Source organism: Paenibacillus sp. FSL H8-0548, from assembly GCF_038630985.1.
GTDB lineage: Bacteria > Bacillota > Bacilli > Paenibacillales > Paenibacillaceae > Pristimantibacillus.
Genome location: NZ_CP152049.1, coordinates 3,217,934 through 3,235,887, shown reverse-complemented (window position 1 = coordinate 3,235,887; position 17,954 = coordinate 3,217,934). Strand labels below are relative to the sequence as shown.

Here is a 17,954-nt window from a genome sequence, read left to right as displayed (position 1 = left end):
TTATAATAATAAAAAAACAAGCCGGCTGCTCATCCTGTGATATGCTCCCATCATAGTAGACAGTAGAAAAAACAAAACTTCTACTTCTACCATGATAGGAGTTTTTGCTTTGTCAAAAAGGAGTGCAATTTCATTAGATGTAAAACTACAGGTTGTAAAAAGATGCCTTAAACAGGATTCAAATCCTCATCATGAAGCAAAGCAACTGGGGATCGACGATATGACTGTTGTGGATTGGATAAGGAAATACAAAGCAGATGGTTATGAAGGGTTAAAGGAATCCAAAGCTTGGAAAACGTACTCACATGAGCTCAAGCAGACCGCGGTTCGTGACGTTCTATCCGGAAAGTACTCCATCCGAGAAGCGACAAACCAGCATCACATTTCAAGTAAAAGTGTTTTGACGAACTGGATTTCCAAGTATACTTGTGGGAAAGAAATTAAACCTACTCGTAAAGGAACGGTTCACATGAATAAAGGACGTAAAACCACTTTTGAAGAGCGTATTGAAATTGTGCAGTATACCCTTGCCAATCAGTTGGATGATCAGAAATCGATGAAGAAGTACGATGTTTCCTACCAACAGGTGTACGCATGGGTTCGTAAATATCATTCAGGCGGCGAGGAGGTTCTTAGGGACCGTCGTGGGCGCAGTAGACCTGAGGAAGAACTGGATGAGGCTGAACGTCTTAAACTCCGAATCAAAGAGCTAGAAGCGCGTAACGAGTATTTAGAAATGGAGAACGCCTTCGAAAAAAAGTTGGCAGAGATCCGGCGAAAACGTACACGCTAACCCTCGTTCGACACGTAGACTTGTATCAAGCGATTCAAGAACTGCACACGGAAAAGGGCTACGCGATACTAGCGTTATGCAAGCTCGCTAACGTCGCCAGATCTGCCTATTATAAATGGTTAAAATGGACGCCGTCCAATCGAGAACTTGAACGGCTTTCACTAGCAAAAGAAGTGAAGCTTCGCTATGACAAGCGAAAAGGGATACTGGGTTATCGCCAAATGCGTCTCCAATTAAACCGTAAACTGAAAAAGACTTACAACAAAAAGCGTTACTACGGGATTATGAGAGCTCTCGGATTAAAAGCAGTGATTCGGAGGAAGCGTCCAAGCTACGTGAGAGCCACGGAAACACATGTTGCCGAAAACGTCATGAACCGTGACTTTCAAGCCGCTGCTCCGAACCTAAAGTGGTGTACAGATGTCACCGAGCTGAAGTATGGGAACGGTCGAAAGTCCTATTTGAGCGCCATGATTGATGTGCACGATAACTCCGTCGTTTCGTGGGTGCTCAGCCACTCCAACAACAACAAATTGGTCATGGACACGGTAAAGAAGGCATATAGGGGAAAACGTGGAATCACGCCACTTCTGCATAGTGACAGAGGTTTCCAATATACCTCGCATGAATATAATCGCTTGAAGGTGAAATACGGTTTCACAACAAGCATGTCTCGTGTGAGTCGCTGCCTGGATAACCAGCCGATCGAGCGATTTTGGGGCACATTCAAGGCAGAAAGCTTTTATTTGAAGAAATACGATACCTACGATGAAGTTCTTGAAGATGTGAGGAACTATATTCGATACTACAACAACTACCGATATACGGAGCGACTTAACGGCTTGTCTCCCCACGAGTATCGCCGAGCTGCTTAATAAAAATAATCCCCCAGTTCTCTGTACTTGAACTGAGGGATAGGTCTAATCGTTTTTTGTTTTTTTCTACTGTCTACTTGACAGGGAGCACTTCACTGCGATGATTAACCGGCTTGTTTTTTATTTGGCTGAATCCACGAGTGGCTCTCCTACACTATTATGCTTGTCCAGTTGACGGAAGCGAAGCAGCAGCAAAAGTGCAGCTATACATAATATACCGCCAAACAAATACGGCAGTCCCATCTCAATTGTAAATAAGAAGGAACCGAGCAGCGGCCCAGCGATCCGACCTAAGCTGTCCATGGATGAGCTTAGACCTGAAGCCACCCCTTGTCCTACCGTCGTTTTCTGCGTGATGAGTGAGGTCACACACGGTCTTATTAAAGAATTGCCGATACCGAAAATGGCTAATGACATCGTAGCCCACCATAAGGAGTGTGCTGCCAGAAGAAGGAAGAAGCCCAGAGCCGAAATAATGAGCCCGATCGCAATATACTTGGGCTCCTCCCCTTTCTTAATTAACCGGCGTACGACACCACCCTGCACGAGGGCACCCACAAAGCCGCATACAAAAAACAAAATGCCGACCTGAAGCGGCGTAACATCAAAGCGCCGCATTCCGAAAAACTGCAAGGTAGCTTCCATTCCAGCAAGCGTAAATGTCACAAAAAACGCGAGTACATATAAATATTTCAGCGGCCCTGTAAACGCAGCCCAACGTGAAACATTTTTCTCTTCTTTACTTCTCCGCTGGTGTGGAGCAAGCGATTCCTTCAGCTTCATGAAAGCTAAAACGAAGGTAATCAACGCCAGTGCTGCTGCAACGTAAAATGGGGTTTCGAGCGAGAACACGCTCAAGAGGCCGCCTACGCCGGGACCAATCGTAAAGCCTAGGCCGATGGACATCCCAACCAGCCCCATCCCCTTCGTTCTCTCCTCCGGTGGCGTAATGTCTGCCACATACGCTACAATAACCGAAGCAACGGCTCCTGAGAATAAACCGCCAAGCACCCTGGACAGATACATTAGCGTTAAATCGCCTGAGGAAAGACCAAATAGCAAAAAGCTTGCAGAAAATCCAAGCACGCCAACTAAAATAATTGGCCGTCTGCCGATGCGATCGGACAAGCTCCCCCAAATAGGCGATAGAATAAACGACACAGCCGAATAAATAGCCAGCATCCGTCCAGTATGTATTTCCGCCTTATTCGGATCTGTCGCTTGAATAATTTCTGGCATAACCGGAATGATAATTCCGAAACCAATAAATGTTGTCATTAAAATAGCCATTACAATAAGCATACGTTTATCTTTCAAGCTGCAATCCCTCCACCAATCCTATGTTACCATATCCATTTATGAAGCATCTATGAACAATTGAAGAACAAATTAAGCTTTACCGTATCTTTTACAAAAATGTTGCTTGCATTCCCACCTGTATTTGCTATACTCAATTTTGTTTGCAAACTCTAATGAAAGGCAGGGATGATAACGATGGATCACAATAAAACCCCGCTCTTCACCGCGCTTCGCCGGCATGCGGAGCAGGATCCCGTACAATTTCACATTCCCGGACATAAAAAAGGATTAGGCAGCGACCCGGAATTCCGCGCATTCATCGGCGATAACGCGTTGTCTATCGATTTAATCAATATAGCACCGCTTGATGACCTGCATCAGCCGACCGGCGTAATTGAGGAAGCGCAGCAGCTCGCTGCTGATGCGTTCGGAGCAGATTACACTTATTTTTCAGTACAAGGAACAAGTGGCGCAATTATTACAATGATCATGACCGTTTGCGCGCCTGGCGACAAAATCATCGTGCCGCGAAATGTTCATAAATCCATTATGGCCGCTATTATTTTCGCAGGTGCAAGACCTGTATTCATCTCACCTGCACGCGACAACAATCTAGGCATTGATCATGGCATCACTACTCGTTCTGTCCGCAAAGCACTTGAGCGTCATCCTGATTCCAAAGCCGTGCTGGTGATCAACCCTACTTACTTCGGCATCTGTGCCAACTTAAAGGAAATAGTTGATCTTGTGCACAGCTACGACATCCCTGTGCTGGTAGATGAGGCTCATGGCGTACTCATACATTTCCACGAGAAGCTTCCGATGTCTGCTATGCAGGCTGGTGCGGACATGGCGGCCACAAGCGTACATAAGCTTGGCGGATCCATGACACAAAGCTCCGTACTCAATGTTCGCAAAGGAAGGGTCAATCCACATCGCATACAAACGGTAATCAGTATGCTGACGACGACTTCAACCTCTTACATTTTGCTCGGTTCGCTAGACACCTCTAGACGAAATCTAGCTCTAAATGGACATGCTATCGCTGAACAAGCCATTGCACTCGCGCAGCATGCACGTCAACAGATCAACGAAATTCCAGGTCTTTATTGCTTCGGTGAAGAAATTCTCGGCGATGAGGCAACCTATGATTACGACCCGACCAAAGTTTCCATTCATGTCCGGCACCTTGGCATCACGGGCTATGAGACGGAAAACTGGCTGCGTGACCATTTTAATGTTGAAATTGAAATGAGCGACATGTATAACATTCTTTGCCTAGTTACGCCTGGTGATACGTCTGACTCTGTGTCAAAATTAATAATTTCGCTTCGCGGGTTGTCTGAACGGTTCCATGAAGGCGCTGAAGCACGTGAATTAGTCGTAAAAATCCCGGATATTCCTCAGCTTTCCCTGACGCCAAGAGATGCTTTCTATGGTGAAACAGAAGTTGTTCCGTTTAAGGAATCTGCCGGCCGAATCATCGCTGAATTCATTTATGTATATCCTCCCGGCATTCCGATCCTATTGCCAGGCGAAGTGATTACACAAAAAAATATCAATTATATCGTTGATCATGTTCAGGTCGGTCTTCCGGTCAAGGGACCCGAGGATCGGAGCATTGAATTTGTTAAAGTAATCGTGGAAGAAACCGCAATATCGTAATTGAAACAAAAAAGCCAGCCCACTGTGCATCTCCTATGCTGTGCGGGCCGGCTTTTTTGTGTTACTTTTCAATCTATAGGAAGGTATCAGCTTCACATGCATACTCCGCCTATATTTTTGCGAAAAACTTCTTGAGTATACCACTTATTGTCAATGCTTTTCGCTCGTGCTATGATGTTGGCAGAGGTGAGATACGATGAGTCAGAGCGCTTATATCAAATTCGTGCAAGGATCATCCGTTGAAAAACTGTCCTTAGAAGAGATTAAGAGTCAGCTTCTTCATTATCGCGAGCAGACCGCTTTAACCGGCACACAATTAGATTGGGATTATGCCGGAGCGGCTTTCCCTTACACCATTGAGTCAAAGCAAGACGACCGTTGGTTTTATTTGAAAGGACTTAACCCTCTTTACAAACATATCATATTCGGACCTGGAGAAGCTGCAAGCTCAAGCGGGCAACAATTTCCATGTGTACAAGTTGTCCTGCCAGACGAAGCGACTCACGGTGACAAAGCAAAAGCAAATGAGTTATGTAAATATATCGCCAAGCAGTTGAAAGCAGAGCTTACGATGTTTAATGGTCGAACCATTTATTATAATCCAAGAAAATGAGCTTTATCCGAATTAATTAATGCTATTAAATAAGAAAAAACGATTTACTTTCCTATATTTTAAAGAAAGAAAGGTCCACGAGCGTTGCCCGCAGACCTCTCTTTGCTTGCTCTTTCAAACGAAAACAGCCGAGAATTAGTTCTCTTCGTTCTCTGTGCGAGCAATTTCTTCGTAGATCGCAGTTACGCGATCCCATTCGGCATCGTCTTCGATCCCAACGAGGAAGGATTCATCGTTTTCTTCTTGAATGCGGAAAATAACGCCGTCCTCTTCCGGATCGTTGCGATCCAGCAATACAGCATACACATTGTTCTCGGATTCAAACGTATAAACCATGACCATTTCGCGTTCTTGGCCCTCGTCGTCAGTCACGATTAGAACTTGCTCTTCATGCTCGTGGTCTTCTCCACAGCCGCAATCAGCGCCATGCTGATGTTCGCTCATGTTATTACCCCATTTCAATAATGTTTATAGACTATCGTATATTATCATGACATTCTATGAACGGTCAAACGAATACGCACCTCGTGGATGAGGGCGTATTCGTTTGATGATGTGGTTATAGGGAGGAAATCAGCTTTTCTGAAACAGCAGTCCATTCATCTGAACCTTTCTGCTTGACGAAGAAGCGAATCGGATATTTTCCACTAGATTCGAATTTATATTCGATTTCATCTGTAGCATACCAAAAATTATCTTTCGTAGTATTAACGGCTTCCGTTTGGATCACTTTCTCTTTGCCGTATGGGTCAAAGATCGATACCTTCACAGCTGCAATATTAGTCTTCAGGTTGTCGATCTGAGCAAACACTTTGAATTTTCCTTGATAGCCCTTTGCTACATTTCCGAATACTGCATTGTTTTGGAAAAGGAACATATGCACATTGGGCTTATACACGGTCGCACGTTTGTTCTGATTGTCCCATTCAACGATGGCTTGCATAGAAGTGGCTAATTGACGAAGCGGCAAATACGTCTTGCCTTCGGAGACTATTCCCCCGTCATCCTGGTCTAAACTGTTGATCACGACGCGTACTTTTTGTGTTGCAGAGTCTGCAAACAGCATCGTACCACCCCAAAGTGACAACAATGTCAGCAGAATGACAACTTTTCTGAATTTCATAGTTGTTAGCCCTCCATCCGATTGCCTGGATGTAAGGTTATACTCGTTAATTCATGCAAAGTTGCGCCTGCTCCTAAACAATTTTGTCCGCTTTGCCTATCGGCCAAAACTGTCAAACGGTGTTGAATCCTGCGCTTGCCTGGGAAATAAGCAATTATTCCAAATCATTACCCGAGTCTTCTCGTTAATATACAGGGAACGCCCTTGCCGACTGCTCCTGGCTGTCTCATTCTGGACAAGTAGCTCATTCCTCTGGCGCATGGTGTTTTACACACCGCACAGGTGTCCGAGAGCACCAGCTTATACGAGTACTGCTTCCGATCACTTGCAGGCTGTTTCTTCTTAACAACTTTACCTTTTCCTTTGCTCATCACTCATTCGCCTCCATTAACATACTGCTTTTGCATTGTATGTAGAGAAGGGTCAATGTGTATCAAGCATTGTCAAGAGTATATCGTTTTTGTTACATTAAAGAAGTGGAACTTAAGGAGGTTTTTTCTTGTACATAACAATGATTGGAACAGGTAGTGCTTTTGCAAAAAAGTACGATAATAATAATGCCATTATTGAAGCGAACAACTATAAGCTGCTTGTTGATTGCGGAATTACTTTGCCTAAAGCGCTCCACGAACAAGGGCTCTCCTTTCCTGAACTTGATGCGGTATTAATCAGTCACATTCACGGTGACCACGTTGGCGGATTGGAAGAGTACGCGTTTCAAATGATGTTCAAATATAATCGGAAGCCTATCTTGTACCTTGCGGAGTCACTTGTGGAGCCTTTATGGGAGAACACGCTGCGCGGTGGATTGACACAGGGGTCGCTGAATACGCTAGAAGATTTTTTCGAGGTTCGTCCACTTGCCCCAAATAAAGATATTCAGCTGAATTCAGGGCTAACGGTAAGGCTGCTGCAAACGAAGCACATCCCGAATAAGCCAAGCTATTCCTTTATTTTCAATCATCACTTCTTCTATTCAGCTGATATGCGTTTTGACCCTTCTCTTCTTCAACAGCTGTCTGATGAAGGCGTCACGACTATTTATCACGATTGCCAGTTGGAAGCACCAGGCGTCGTTCACGCTTCCCTAGAGGAGCTTCTAAAGCTTCCAGAGGCATTGCAGAAGAAAACCTGGCTTATGCACTATGGAGACGCGATAGAGCAGTATAAAGGCCGTACAGGCCATATGCGTATTGTCGAGCAGCATGAAAAATATGAAATCAATTAAATTAAGGAAGGCGCCTACATGCCAATCATGCGGCGCCTTCCTTATTTCCACCCTTTAGGCAGCAATTCAACAATTATTTTATCACATTAATTATTTTTCTTAGAAGATTGGCAGCTGATCCAGATTGTTAGTCGGATCTCCGTCTGCGTCACCTCGGATATAAAATTCTCCATCCTTGCCTTTGAACGTGTTAACGCCCGCAATATGTCCTGCTTGCACTTCTTCCAGCGCAGAAGCATAATCAAGAACGCGACCATTTGTCGTTTTGAATGCAGTCAGATCGCCGTCTCCATTCTTTTGCACTGCAACGATTTGCTCTCTCGTATCCTGCCCGCCTGTAATCTCGCTCATGTTTTCCTAGCTCCTCTCGAATTCAGAAAATGTAAATCCAATTTTTATGATGCCCCTTCTTCGATAAATTAATCAAAGTTCTTTTAGGTCTGAAAAATCAAAAAATCCGACGTATTCGCATCGTATGCGATCGCCGGATTTCCGTATCTCTTTTCATTTCTCATTATACGCATCTGCTGGAAGCTTCCTTCGCCAGACTAATTGCTCATCATGAGCAAGGGAATCATAAATAGTAAACCTCGCCACAGCACCAATGACAATACCGATAATGCCAAACATACCCGCTAGCCATATGGCTAAATAAGCATACTCTGCTGCCAACAGAAACCGCCTCCTGCGCGCTTTCTTTAAAGATATGCGGAAAATTTTTTGTTTAGTATTTGACTCAAGCATTATGCTGATATAAAAAATAAAATAGATATAAAAAAAATCCACATATCTGCCGATAACATAATTAGGAGGTGTATGGTGGAAATTCCAGCAGCATAATTGCTTATGCGGGAAATCGACTAACGCTGACAGTCATTTATATTAATGCAAGCATAAATAGAACCCCCAGAGGCTTATTTGCCTTTGGGGGTATTTCATCCCACTTATCTTTATTCGATTAGTTGTTCAAAAAACTAACATAAACCTAATTTCTATTTGAAAAAGTTCTAACAACCTTCGTTTATTCTAATACTAACAAATGAAAAGTTGGAGGGATTATAATGGACAACCATTTTTCACAACAGAAGATCGAAGATTTAAGAGCAGAAATGGTTCTTTTATTTGAAGCCTGCAACAATTTCACAGATCATGCTGTTGTCAAAATCAGTCAAGAGCTAGACAAGCTCTTAAATGAATATTCTGGGCGCTTAGCGAAGAGATCGCGTTAATTAATGGCATTAAATGAAGATTTCATTATATAGTTCCGCTTATTAATGGTTGCGTATACATCAATAATTCATACCTCCCATCCTAGCCAATAATAAAAGCTCAGGTTTTAAAACGTTGACGTTATTAGCAAGCAGATTATTATCAAAGTTCTATAAGAAAAAATCCCCAAAAAGTGTTGACTTAACTCTATGCTTCTGATATATTACTAATTGTCGCCGCTAATACGATCTGGTAGCTCAGCTGGGAGAGCACTATCTTGACAGGGTAGGGGTCACAGGTTCGAACCCTGTTCAGATCATACAGAAAAGTCCTTACACTGTAAGGACTTTTTGCTTTCTATGACTCATAGTCATCCATTATTACGATTGAAATTCGACTGTTCAATTCCGATTAAAGATGGTCAAGCATCGCTCTTACGGAAAGATCGTGCGTTTTGATGCGTATGTCCAGCCGCGGTCATTCAACGCCTAACTGTTAGAAGGTCTAAATATCACAAGAGACGCCGGATGCCACTGGAGTACGGTGAAATAAGTCTAATTTTTAGCTCTAAATCCTCCGAATTAGCTCAGAGCGCAGGAATAGATCTAATAAATAGATCTATTAACACACTTTCCAGCCAAATGAGCACTTAATGCCCTCTCTACGATGAAATAAAGCTAATTTTTAGCTCTAAATCCTCCGAATTAGCTCAGAGCGCAGGAATAGATCTAATAAATAAATCTATTCATACACTTTCCAGCCAAATGAGCCACCTAGTGAGTATCGAACAGTGATCCTTTTTCTTGCCTCTCGTGGCTTGGTAAGACTCGAGAGATCATCACACCGTAACGATCAAAAGCCGCTTGCGAATTCAAAATTCGCTAAGCGGCTTTTTTAGAACGTATAGGATTCTTACCCAATAAATTCTTGTACCCATTCTCCGTTATAATAAGCAATTCCTATTTGGGTAAAACTATCTTTCAAAATATTAGCTCTATGCCCAGGGCTATTCATCCAATCATTCATAACTTGTGTCGGGCTTTGTTGGCCTTTTGCGATATTCTCTCCCGCTGAGCTGTACTCGATCCCGAACTCCTTCATCATATCAAATGGAGATCCGTACCTCGGTGAATTATGATCAAAATAATTGTTATCGTGCATATCCTTAGCCTTGACCATCGCCATATTCGATAATTCACTATTCATTACTAGGGATTTCAACCCAACTTTGCTTCTCTCTTGATTAACCAAATCTAATACTTGTTGCTCGAATTGAGTTTGGGACGGTTTTGAAGTCTCATTCGGTGCTGTTTTTGCCGGTGCTTGGTTCGCTGGATTTTCAACCGAAACCTGACCGCGATTAAACCAATCAAACCAATCTGTAGTTGATGTATTGGGTACCTGCTTCATCGAAATAGATGATTTCCCATCCTTCGATGTAACGATGGATGAAGCTTGTGTCTTCCTAGTGATCGTATGAGCTTTAGTATCGAATTTCTCGACTTGCGTTTGTTGAGGAGTCACTTGATTTGGTGGTAAATCATTCTTGGCATTAGCTCCACAACCTGTTATCAATAAAATTGCCGCTAAAATAATAATTCTAAACATTAAACCCAACCTCTCCTCGATTGATGTTATCGAGTTTAAGATTGACAAAAGGCTCTACATTTATTCTTCAATTGTGTTCCCTTCAATTTCCCTAATTCGGTAACCACTTGATAAGCCTCTCTAAAATCATTTCTCAGCTTAGCATAATACATGGCTTCCCCCTTCCATGTATTTCTAAATTCAGCTTCTAACTAAAAATAATTTCTTGTTAGCAAAGAATTGCAAGTACATTTTCCGATATATAAAATGTCAGATCATCATTCATCAAGGAGGACCACATGGACATCGCAGCGCTATCAATATCCTTAGCTCAGTACAACTTATCCCAAGCTGTTGGATTAAGTGTTCTTAAAATTGCTAATGAGCAATCTACTGAACAAGCTCAGCAAATGGCAAAAATGATGGAACTTAGTGTACAACCAAACTTAGGCGGAAATCTAGACATAAGTGGATAAGCGTAATTTGAGGAGAAGGATATTTCTTCTCCTTCCTCAACAGATCTGAAGGATCCATACTTTTCACTCGTATGTGTTTATTCATTCTAAAAAATCGAATGATCAGTTAAAATCGTGATCATTCGATTTTTCTCATCCCATTCGACTGAAGCTCCTAGGCCCTCACTTACAAAACGAAGCGGAATCATAGTCGTACCCCTGATGACTAACGGTGGACTGATCAGCTTCATACTTTGCCCGTTTTTTGATGCGTCTGTCGTTCTAATCTTGAGCTTAAGCAAATTCTGATCGTTCGATACAATAATGTTGCCGCTATCATATTGAACCTGTCCGCCCATCTGCTCAATCACCCCTCGCAGCGGAACATAAGAAACACCGTTTATAACGATTGGGTTTGTAGTTAATGTAACCTCCTGTCCATTAAGCTTTAAAATGATCGCTTTCCATACAGCTCTGAGCTGAGGCTCATTCACCATCTTTTCAGTTAGATTCGCATACTTCTTATAATCTGGATCATTTATCATTTCATTACCGGTAATAGAAGAAATCGGGCCATAAGAATATACAGTACCATCCGTTTTTAGAAGAATAGTAGAATAATTAAACTCTATTTGTTTTAACTCAAGCGGGTTTATCACTAAACCATGCTTCTGAATATCATTAATGTCACTAAATTTAATGGCTTCACCACTCGTTTTCATAACACCGCAACTATTGTATACGCAGTTAAATGTTAGAACATCTTTCATGATTTGCTTTAGCTTTAACGTTTGTTGCACTTCCCAAAGTGTGCCATCTAACTTTGTCACGTAGATACGACTTCTCATATCATCGATTTCTTTGATCGGGAAATCAAAGAGCTTTACAGGCGCCCATTTGGATATTTGATGATTCACAATGTCGAAATAACTGCTTAACGTCCCCCAAGCCCATGTTATTCCAGCCTCATCCGTTGCTGCGGAGAAACCATATCCTGCATAAATAGACTTTATATTTTGAAGACCGGGCACCTTCATTGGCGTATAAGCTTTCGCTGAGGATTCCTTCCATTCGGGTCTTCCCAGTACGCCCCCATTTGAACCTCCCCAGGTCCACACCGTTCCATCTGATTTTAAGGCAAGGATATGAAAGTTGCCGACTTGTATATCAACGATGTCAGACAGAGCTTTAATTTGTATTGGAGTAACGAAGTCGTCATTGTAGGCGTTTAACGCCCCAGCCCCTTGCAAACCATTTGCATCACCCCACATCCAGACGGTACCATCATTTTTAAGCGCGAAGCTATTCGATTGTGTAGTATCAATTTTTTTGACATCCTTAAATACTGGAACAGCAGCTGAATTTCTGCCTTTAATTCCATTACCTAATTGGCCATTAAAATTTTCTCCCCAAGCCCAAACAACACCGTTCTGATCTAAAGCTAAACTGTGAGTGAAATAGTATTCGTGCCCTCCCGAACTACTTACCTGTACAATGTTGTCTAAGTATTTTGCACTGGATTCAGTAGCAGCAAATAGAGGAGTTGGAAAAATAATAAGGGTGGAAAGAATTGAAGCGAGAAGCAGCTTCGTTATATTTGGGTATTTATTCATCGCTTCCTCCTTAAAAATATACATTTGACAACATTTACAAGACGTTTGCGTATATACAAATGTTGCAGTTATAATGTCATCGTTCATGAATGCAGCCAGCAAGTTGCATAGGCGACAAGCATGCGTTAAAGTCGCTGAGAAGAGTTAGCTTGGCGCCGATGGTTTATTCATTATTAGGAAATTTGCAACAAATTATCTTATAATTACGTCAAATACAGTGCTGCAGCAAATAAACGATGAGGTGACACTATGCGAAAACGTTCAGTATTAATTTTGACACTAGTTGCAATGATGCTCTTCACACTCGGACAAACCGTCTGGGCATTCAAAGATGTCAAAAATGACGTCAACGAGCAAAAGATTGCCGAGCTTAAGAAACTAGGCATATTGAGCGGTGATAACAACGACAGGTTTAATCCACAAGACAAGCTGACTTATGCGCAAGGCGTTTCCTTGATCGTAAAAGGGTTGGACATCAACATTGATCACATTCGTTTCATTAAAGCTCCTAAAGCAACCGATTATTTCCCAAACCTTAAGGACGATGCCTGGTATGCTGACGCGTTCATCATTGCGAGCATTAACGGGTTAGAAATTCCCCAAGCAGTAAAAGCTAATGATGTCATGACCCGTGAGCAATTCGCTCATCATTTGTTCAAGGCAATGATGACCAAAGGCGATTATGCCTTTATTGAAATCTTCATGCTGCTCGATGATGAAGCTGACGTTAATAAAGATTACATGGACAGCATACAAAAGCTAATCATCAGTAAAGTCATTACGTTAGATGATACCAACAAGTTTTTACCGAAAAAAGCGATTACGCGCAGTGAAGCCGCTGGCTGGGCCTTTGATGCTATTCAATTCGTAAAGGAGACGACTCCTATTCCAGATTTGCCAGAGCAGCCTACACTTGACCTAAAGCTTTCGGTCACAGCTGTAAATTCGGACGTTAACAAAGTAACGGTTTCCGCTCAGGTGCCGCATCCAGGTTATGGCATACGAATTTCTTCCATTGGTTTCGAGGGGGATCAAGCGATTATTTATGTCGAAACGGTACTACCTGATCCTGAAAAAATGTATCCACAGGTCATCACAGATGTGCAGGTCTCCACTTTTGTTGACGCAAAGCTAAAACCGGTGCTGCCTGCAGCTTTCGATTCGAGCGAAGCATCCACAGGTCCTGCAATTATTGCACAGTAATCATTACAAAAATGGGCTTCTCTACTTGTCTGTACGATTGTACAGTCAACAGAGAAGCCCATTTTTTTATTTCATTTCTAATTCAGCTAGCTTTGGAATAGACCAATCAATCGGCTTGCTGCCAATTTCCTCTAAAAATTCATTTGCTCGCGAGAACGGTCTGCTGCCAAAAAAACCTTTACGAGCAGCAAACGGACTTGGATGCGGTGAAGATATAATGAAATGTTTATCTGTATTAATAGCTGCTGCTTTGGCCTCCGCATGCTTGCCCCAGAGCATAAATACAACGGGCTTATCCCTCTCATTCAGGGCAGCAATAATAGCATCGGTAAAACGCTCCCACCCTATGCCTTGGTGGGAGCCTGGCCGGCTCTTCTCCACGGTGAGCACGGTATTAAGAAGCAGCACGCCTTGATGTGCCCAAGCTTCCAAGCTGCCATGGTCTGGCATCTGTGCACCTATATCTGCTTCAAGCTCTTTATAAATATTTTTCAAGGAGGGCGGCACCTTTATACCAGGCTGCACAGAGAAGCTTAGTCCATGAGCCTGCTGCGGCCCATGATACGGGTCCTGCCCCAAAATGACTACCTTCGTTTGTTCATAGGAAGTATAATGAAGGGCATTAAAAATATTCGATTTGTCTGGATATACCGTCAACGTTTCGTATTTCTCCTCTAGCATAGCTAGCAGCTCGGCCATATACGGCAAACGAAGCTCCTCCTCAAGCAGCTCCGACCAATCATTGCTTAGCTTTATCGTCATGGCTTCCTCACTCTCCCCCAGCATCCTATTCAAGGTGAAACGGCTATCGCTGTCCTTATGGCGGTGGCATGTTTCATTCCGGAGAAATATAGAGAAAGTATGGCGTAATGATATACTTTCCTATATTTCATAAAAATCTCCCTTGCATGGACCTGAACAGTCAGATCCATGCAAGAGAGATATGATAGCCTGATAGGTTTTTCATGTTATTCTAGCATAGACGCAGGTCATCTACAAACCTTTTGCTGAGCAATCGGTGTTAACGGCGGATTCGTCACCGCAGCCAATATCGTATTATCGAAGCTGACAATCGACATTTCAGAAGGCACCCCAGTCATGAGCAAGCTCTTGGAACGCGCTGGACAACGCGAATTCATCTGTGTAGTCTAGCGATACATTTTTCCGGGAATCTTGTTCTTTCACAGCGCAAAAAAGACCCAAATTGGCTTATTCCGTGTCAACATACCGGCTAAGTCAAAAAGGGTCCCCTAAGGTTATACTTTACTGCTTGTCAAACCAATTATAAAAAGATTGATTAATATATTGTCCTGCAAGCAGATAGGGCAGCGTTTCCTCTTCAACAAACGTTTCTCTACCTTTTATGCTAAAATAAAGCCAGAGCGCAATTCCTTCGGAAAATGCCCCTGAATGGTAAGCAGAATCATTCAGCAGCTTAGAAATCATACCCATACAATCCTCAATTACAGCTTCTCCTTCTGGATGCTGTGCGCTGAGCTTTATTTTTAAATAGGAGTAAATATATGGAAAATCCTTACTCCCTGATAGCACTGAGCTAAATAGCGCGGTTGAGATCGAAGCGGCCATGATGCCCATTTTCCAATGGTCAGCCTTCTCTATGATGGATTCATCGTCCTTAAACCTCTCCAAAAGGTCATTATAGAGCGTATCCTTCAATGAGTATACTTCCGCATACAACAATCGCGAGCTCTGTCTAAGCGTAGACTCCTCGTTCTCCTGCTGCTTCATTAGATCACCAGCTTCCCTTAATACTCATTTATTACAATCTAACCTCTAGTTTACTTCATTCAAAATAAACAATGCAAAAAAAGCTATAGGTTTAGATCATGCTCGTTAGGTTTATCCTTATCGCATAACCCTCGACTTATTTCAACCTTTATGAAAGGAGAATGATAAACTCATGAATTTAACTAAGGACAAATTGATAAAAAAAGCATTTGCCAACCCGCGCTTTAGACAAAATATATTTAATACGGGTACATGCTTCCTATATTGCGATTATGCTGGATTTGCAGTTCAAAACAATTATGGTGCCGCTTGCTGCTTCGTCTACAATCGAGAGATAAACGTCACCGCTAAGAAACTAATCATTGAAAAAGATAGAGGTTCAAATTATGGTGAATTATTAGCTATCCTTTATAGTCTTGAAATACTTACAAAATCACTGTCTGAGCATCAACCCAAAATTGCCGTCATTTATACGGATTGCAGCTCTATTTCACGAATATTATCGAGAAGCTATTTTCAAAATCAACATGATGAAAATTGTAGAGATGAGATCTTAGCTTCTCTAGATCATTTGAATAAATCGTTTCCCGAGGTCCAAGTCAGTATAAAGTATATTAGTAAACATAAGAAAAATAATTATTTGCACAGGATCGCTCATAATGCCGCTAGGGAGGCTGCTAGTCAACATTCAGGCGTGGAATAAATGGAATGCAAAAAAAATAGACCGACAGAAACGTCGGTCCGAAACATTTAAACAAAAAATGAGTTTGCGCCTCTGTGGATAATACTTCCGTCAGACATGCGGATTGAATCATCGTTATAACCTACAATGGTTGTTGCTGGTCTGATTTGCATTCCATTTTGGATTGCGCTAATCACTGCTTTTTGAGCAATTGCGACTTCAAAATCTTTGTTAGTGATTAGTTGTTGACCAGGTACAAGCTTGATTTTTTCTTGCATAGTTGGTTTCCTCCATAAATCTGTATGTTTGTCATTCCAAGGTAAAATGATACACTATAAACTTAGCAATATGCAATGGAAGAGAGTTGTATTTTTTTTGACAGTAATTGAAACGGAGATATTACTGACTTACTAATACATGCAGGCGGAATGAAAAAACCTCCTTCGTTTGCATCTGATTTAGCAGATACTAGAAGGAGGTTTTTTCAACTTTACGTACTGTAGTACATTATGTACTTCGTGAAAACTATTGAATCCTCAAAGTTTTCTAGGTATGCCGAGGACGGGAATCGAACCCGTACGGTGGTCACCCACCGCAGGATTTTAAGTCCTGTGCGTCTGCCAGTTCCGCCACCCCGGCATGAGATGAAGGTTTTGCTTATGGTGGGCCCTGAGGGACTCGAACCCCCGACCAATCGGTTATGAGCCGACCGCTCTAACCAACTGAGCTAAGGGCCCTCGAAAAACGTATATTTCAACGTGTTCATCGAAAGGTTGGTTGCGGGGGCAGGATTTGAACCTGCGGCCTTCGGGTTATGAGCCCGACGAGCTACCGGGCTGCTCCACCCCGCGACGTATATCCATTTGAGCAAAGCTTCTTGAAATGGCGACATAAAATAATATACTATATGATGGTGTTTTAAGTCAAGCATATTATTATAATTTATTTTATTTCTTTTTTTGCGGTATAAATCTAACGCCAAAACGCCCTTTACGCGATCGAAAAACTTCGACCTCGTGAGGCGATTCATAACCATAAACCCACCAATCGTTTTCCATCCTTCTAACCAGGCACCCAGCTTGAAACTTCGTATCGTATAGACGAACCCAGTACACCCATCTCATGTGAATCCCCCCGCTGTTTAATAGAATGAGCGGCCGCTGGCCGCTTAACCGCTTAACAAAGGTTGTAGCTATTAGGATACCCCGAAAATTGAAAAATTCTTATCTTCTCCTATTTTCCATACAAATTGGATATACTCAATCTAGGTCACTATGAAGGAGCTGAAGAACATGTTATATGGAATCGTCGCTTTCCCTGAAAAGCATGTGCAGGATTTCGCTAACAGCTGGCGAAGGCGCTATGACCCGCATTACTCTGCTATTCCTGCGCATCTTACTTTACGAGAGGCGCAGGAGTGGTCGGATGAAGAGCTGCAGCTAGCTGTCGCTCATTTAGAGCAGGCAACCGCAGCTCTCCCTCCATTCACAATAGCCTTGGATCGAGTGTCTACCTTCTATCCTGTAAGTCATGTGCTCTATTTAGCTCTGCAAGACACAGCTGCTATGCAGAGGCTTCACGAGGCTATATGCTGCGAGCCGCTAGCTATTACTGCCTCTAAGTACGTGTATACGCCTCATGTCACCATTGGCCAGGAGCTGTCTGCTGATGAGCTTCACGATTTATATGGCAACCTTAGAATGCAGTCGATCCATATTTCATCAAAAATTGACCGTATTCAATTGCTTTATCAAACCGATAATGGGTCCTGGACCGCTTTTCAATCATTTCTTTTAAGAGGATGACCAAATCCGTATATATTTCAAAATAAAAGCCCGTAAACGACTCTTTGGTCGTTTA

General features: G+C 42.5%; 21 protein-coding genes and 4 tRNA genes. 11 read left to right on the top strand and 14 right to left on the bottom strand.

Annotated elements, in window-relative coordinates; all coding sequences use genetic code 11:
* Positions 1–109 precede the first annotated feature (109 nt).
* Positions 110–793 carry a helix-turn-helix domain-containing protein gene (locus MHI37_RS13395; protein ID WP_076335446.1) on the top strand — a complete coding sequence of 228 codons (684 nt, stop codon included), beginning with the start codon at positions 110–112 and terminating at the stop codon, positions 791–793.
* 20 nt (positions 794–813) lie between these two features.
* On the top strand, positions 814–1,668 hold the full coding sequence (locus tag MHI37_RS13390; protein WP_342556523.1) for an IS3 family transposase: 855 nt from the start codon (positions 814–816) through the stop codon (positions 1,666–1,668).
* A gap of 120 nt (positions 1,669–1,788) precedes the next feature.
* Here MHI37_RS13390 and MHI37_RS13385 read toward each other — a convergent pair whose 3' ends face one another.
* Positions 1,789–2,970 carry an MFS transporter gene (locus MHI37_RS13385; RefSeq protein ID WP_076339229.1) on the bottom strand — a complete coding sequence of 394 codons (1,182 nt, stop codon included), beginning with the start codon at positions 2,968–2,970 and terminating at the stop codon, positions 1,789–1,791.
* Positions 2,971–3,162: 192 nt separating this feature from the next.
* Between MHI37_RS13385 and MHI37_RS13380 the strand changes: the two genes are divergently transcribed.
* The gene (locus MHI37_RS13380) at positions 3,163–4,632 is read left to right on the top strand and encodes an aminotransferase class I/II-fold pyridoxal phosphate-dependent enzyme (protein WP_076339187.1); all 1,470 of its coding nucleotides are present in this window, start codon (positions 3,163–3,165) and stop codon (positions 4,630–4,632) included.
* Positions 4,633–4,828: 196 nt separating this feature from the next.
* Positions 4,829–5,245: a DUF1885 family protein gene (locus MHI37_RS13375; protein WP_076339188.1), complete on the top strand. Its 417-nt coding sequence runs from the start codon at positions 4,829–4,831 to the stop codon at positions 5,243–5,245.
* Positions 5,246–5,380: 135 nt separating this feature from the next.
* Here the strand turns inward: MHI37_RS13375 and MHI37_RS13370 are convergent, their stop codons facing one another.
* The 3 genes from MHI37_RS13370 to MHI37_RS13360 form a co-directional block, all read right to left on the bottom strand.
* Positions 5,381–5,689 carry a DUF1292 domain-containing protein gene (locus MHI37_RS13370; protein WP_076339189.1) on the bottom strand — a complete coding sequence of 103 codons (309 nt, stop codon included), beginning with the start codon at positions 5,687–5,689 and terminating at the stop codon, positions 5,381–5,383.
* Positions 5,690–5,804: 115 nt separating this feature from the next.
* Complete coding sequence (locus MHI37_RS13365; RefSeq protein WP_076339190.1) at positions 5,805–6,368, bottom strand: stalk domain-containing protein; 564 nt, start codon at positions 6,366–6,368, stop codon at positions 5,805–5,807.
* Positions 6,369–6,535: 167 nt separating this feature from the next.
* Positions 6,536–6,739 carry a hypothetical protein gene (locus MHI37_RS13360; RefSeq protein WP_076339191.1) on the bottom strand — a complete coding sequence of 68 codons (204 nt, stop codon included), beginning with the start codon at positions 6,737–6,739 and terminating at the stop codon, positions 6,536–6,538.
* Positions 6,740–6,879: 140 nt separating this feature from the next.
* On the opposite strand from MHI37_RS13360, the gene MHI37_RS13355 reads away from it, so the two are divergent.
* Complete coding sequence (locus tag MHI37_RS13355) at positions 6,880–7,596, top strand: MBL fold metallo-hydrolase (RefSeq protein ID WP_076339230.1); 717 nt, start codon at positions 6,880–6,882, stop codon at positions 7,594–7,596.
* 99 nt (positions 7,597–7,695) lie between these two features.
* Here the strand turns inward: MHI37_RS13355 and MHI37_RS13350 are convergent, their stop codons facing one another.
* A complete protein-coding gene (locus MHI37_RS13350) occupies positions 7,696–7,947 on the bottom strand; it encodes a DUF3892 domain-containing protein (RefSeq protein WP_076339192.1) in 252 nt (83 codons plus the stop codon).
* A gap of 153 nt (positions 7,948–8,100) precedes the next feature.
* Positions 8,101–8,268: a hypothetical protein gene (locus MHI37_RS13345; protein WP_179090305.1), complete on the bottom strand. Its 168-nt coding sequence runs from the start codon at positions 8,266–8,268 to the stop codon at positions 8,101–8,103.
* 389 nt (positions 8,269–8,657) lie between these two features.
* On the opposite strand from MHI37_RS13345, the gene MHI37_RS13340 reads away from it, so the two are divergent.
* The gene (locus tag MHI37_RS13340) at positions 8,658–8,825 is read left to right on the top strand and encodes an aspartyl-phosphate phosphatase Spo0E family protein (protein WP_083676502.1); all 168 of its coding nucleotides are present in this window, start codon (positions 8,658–8,660) and stop codon (positions 8,823–8,825) included.
* Positions 8,826–9,051: 226 nt separating this feature from the next.
* Positions 9,052–9,124 (top strand) — tRNA-Val (locus MHI37_RS13335).
* A 593-nt stretch (positions 9,125–9,717) separates the two neighbouring features.
* Here MHI37_RS13335 and MHI37_RS13330 read toward each other — a convergent pair.
* Positions 9,718–10,413: a CAP domain-containing protein gene (locus MHI37_RS13330; protein ID WP_076339193.1), complete on the bottom strand. Its 696-nt coding sequence runs from the start codon at positions 10,411–10,413 to the stop codon at positions 9,718–9,720.
* Positions 10,414–10,691: 278 nt separating this feature from the next.
* Here MHI37_RS13330 and MHI37_RS13325 point away from each other — a divergent pair, with 278 nt between their 5' ends.
* On the top strand, positions 10,692–10,868 hold the full coding sequence (locus tag MHI37_RS13325) for a YjfB family protein (protein ID WP_076339194.1): 177 nt from the start codon (positions 10,692–10,694) through the stop codon (positions 10,866–10,868).
* 86 nt (positions 10,869–10,954) lie between these two features.
* Here MHI37_RS13325 and MHI37_RS13320 read toward each other — a convergent pair whose 3' ends face one another.
* A complete protein-coding gene (locus tag MHI37_RS13320; RefSeq protein ID WP_076339195.1) occupies positions 10,955–12,460 on the bottom strand; it encodes a stalk domain-containing protein in 1,506 nt (501 codons plus the stop codon).
* 249 nt (positions 12,461–12,709) lie between these two features.
* On the opposite strand from MHI37_RS13320, the gene MHI37_RS13315 reads away from it, so the two are divergent.
* Complete coding sequence (locus MHI37_RS13315; protein WP_076339196.1) at positions 12,710–13,663, top strand: S-layer homology domain-containing protein; 954 nt, start codon at positions 12,710–12,712, stop codon at positions 13,661–13,663.
* A 66-nt stretch (positions 13,664–13,729) separates the two neighbouring features.
* On the opposite strand, the gene MHI37_RS13310 is transcribed toward MHI37_RS13315, so the two are convergent.
* Positions 13,730–14,425 (bottom strand): uracil-DNA glycosylase, encoded by a 696-nt coding sequence (locus MHI37_RS13310; protein WP_076339197.1) that lies wholly within the window; start codon positions 14,423–14,425, stop codon positions 13,730–13,732.
* Positions 14,426–14,926: 501 nt separating this feature from the next.
* Positions 14,927–15,412, bottom strand: a complete 486-nt coding sequence (locus tag MHI37_RS13305) for a hypothetical protein (protein ID WP_076339198.1) — start codon at positions 15,410–15,412, stop codon at positions 14,927–14,929.
* A 172-nt stretch (positions 15,413–15,584) separates the two neighbouring features.
* Here MHI37_RS13305 and MHI37_RS13300 point away from each other — a divergent pair, with 172 nt between their 5' ends.
* A complete protein-coding gene (locus MHI37_RS13300) occupies positions 15,585–16,115 on the top strand; it encodes an RNase H family protein (protein ID WP_076339199.1) in 531 nt (176 codons plus the stop codon).
* A 47-nt stretch (positions 16,116–16,162) separates the two neighbouring features.
* Here the strand turns inward: MHI37_RS13300 and MHI37_RS13295 are convergent, their stop codons facing one another.
* The 4 genes from MHI37_RS13295 to MHI37_RS13280 form a co-directional block, all read right to left on the bottom strand.
* Positions 16,163–16,372 (bottom strand): hypothetical protein, encoded by a 210-nt coding sequence (locus MHI37_RS13295; RefSeq protein ID WP_076339200.1) that lies wholly within the window; start codon positions 16,370–16,372, stop codon positions 16,163–16,165.
* A 275-nt stretch (positions 16,373–16,647) separates the two neighbouring features.
* Positions 16,648–16,733 (bottom strand) — tRNA-Leu (locus MHI37_RS13290).
* Positions 16,734–16,754: 21 nt separating this feature from the next.
* Positions 16,755–16,831: transfer RNA gene (locus MHI37_RS13285), tRNA-Ile, on the bottom strand.
* A gap of 37 nt (positions 16,832–16,868) precedes the next feature.
* Positions 16,869–16,945, bottom strand: a tRNA-Met gene (locus tag MHI37_RS13280).
* A gap of 441 nt (positions 16,946–17,386) precedes the next feature.
* Between MHI37_RS13280 and MHI37_RS13275 the strand changes: the two genes are divergently transcribed.
* Entirely contained in the window at positions 17,387–17,899 is a 513-nt protein-coding gene (locus tag MHI37_RS13275) for a 2'-5' RNA ligase family protein (protein WP_076339201.1), read from the top strand.
* Positions 17,900–17,954: the final 55 nt, after the last annotated feature.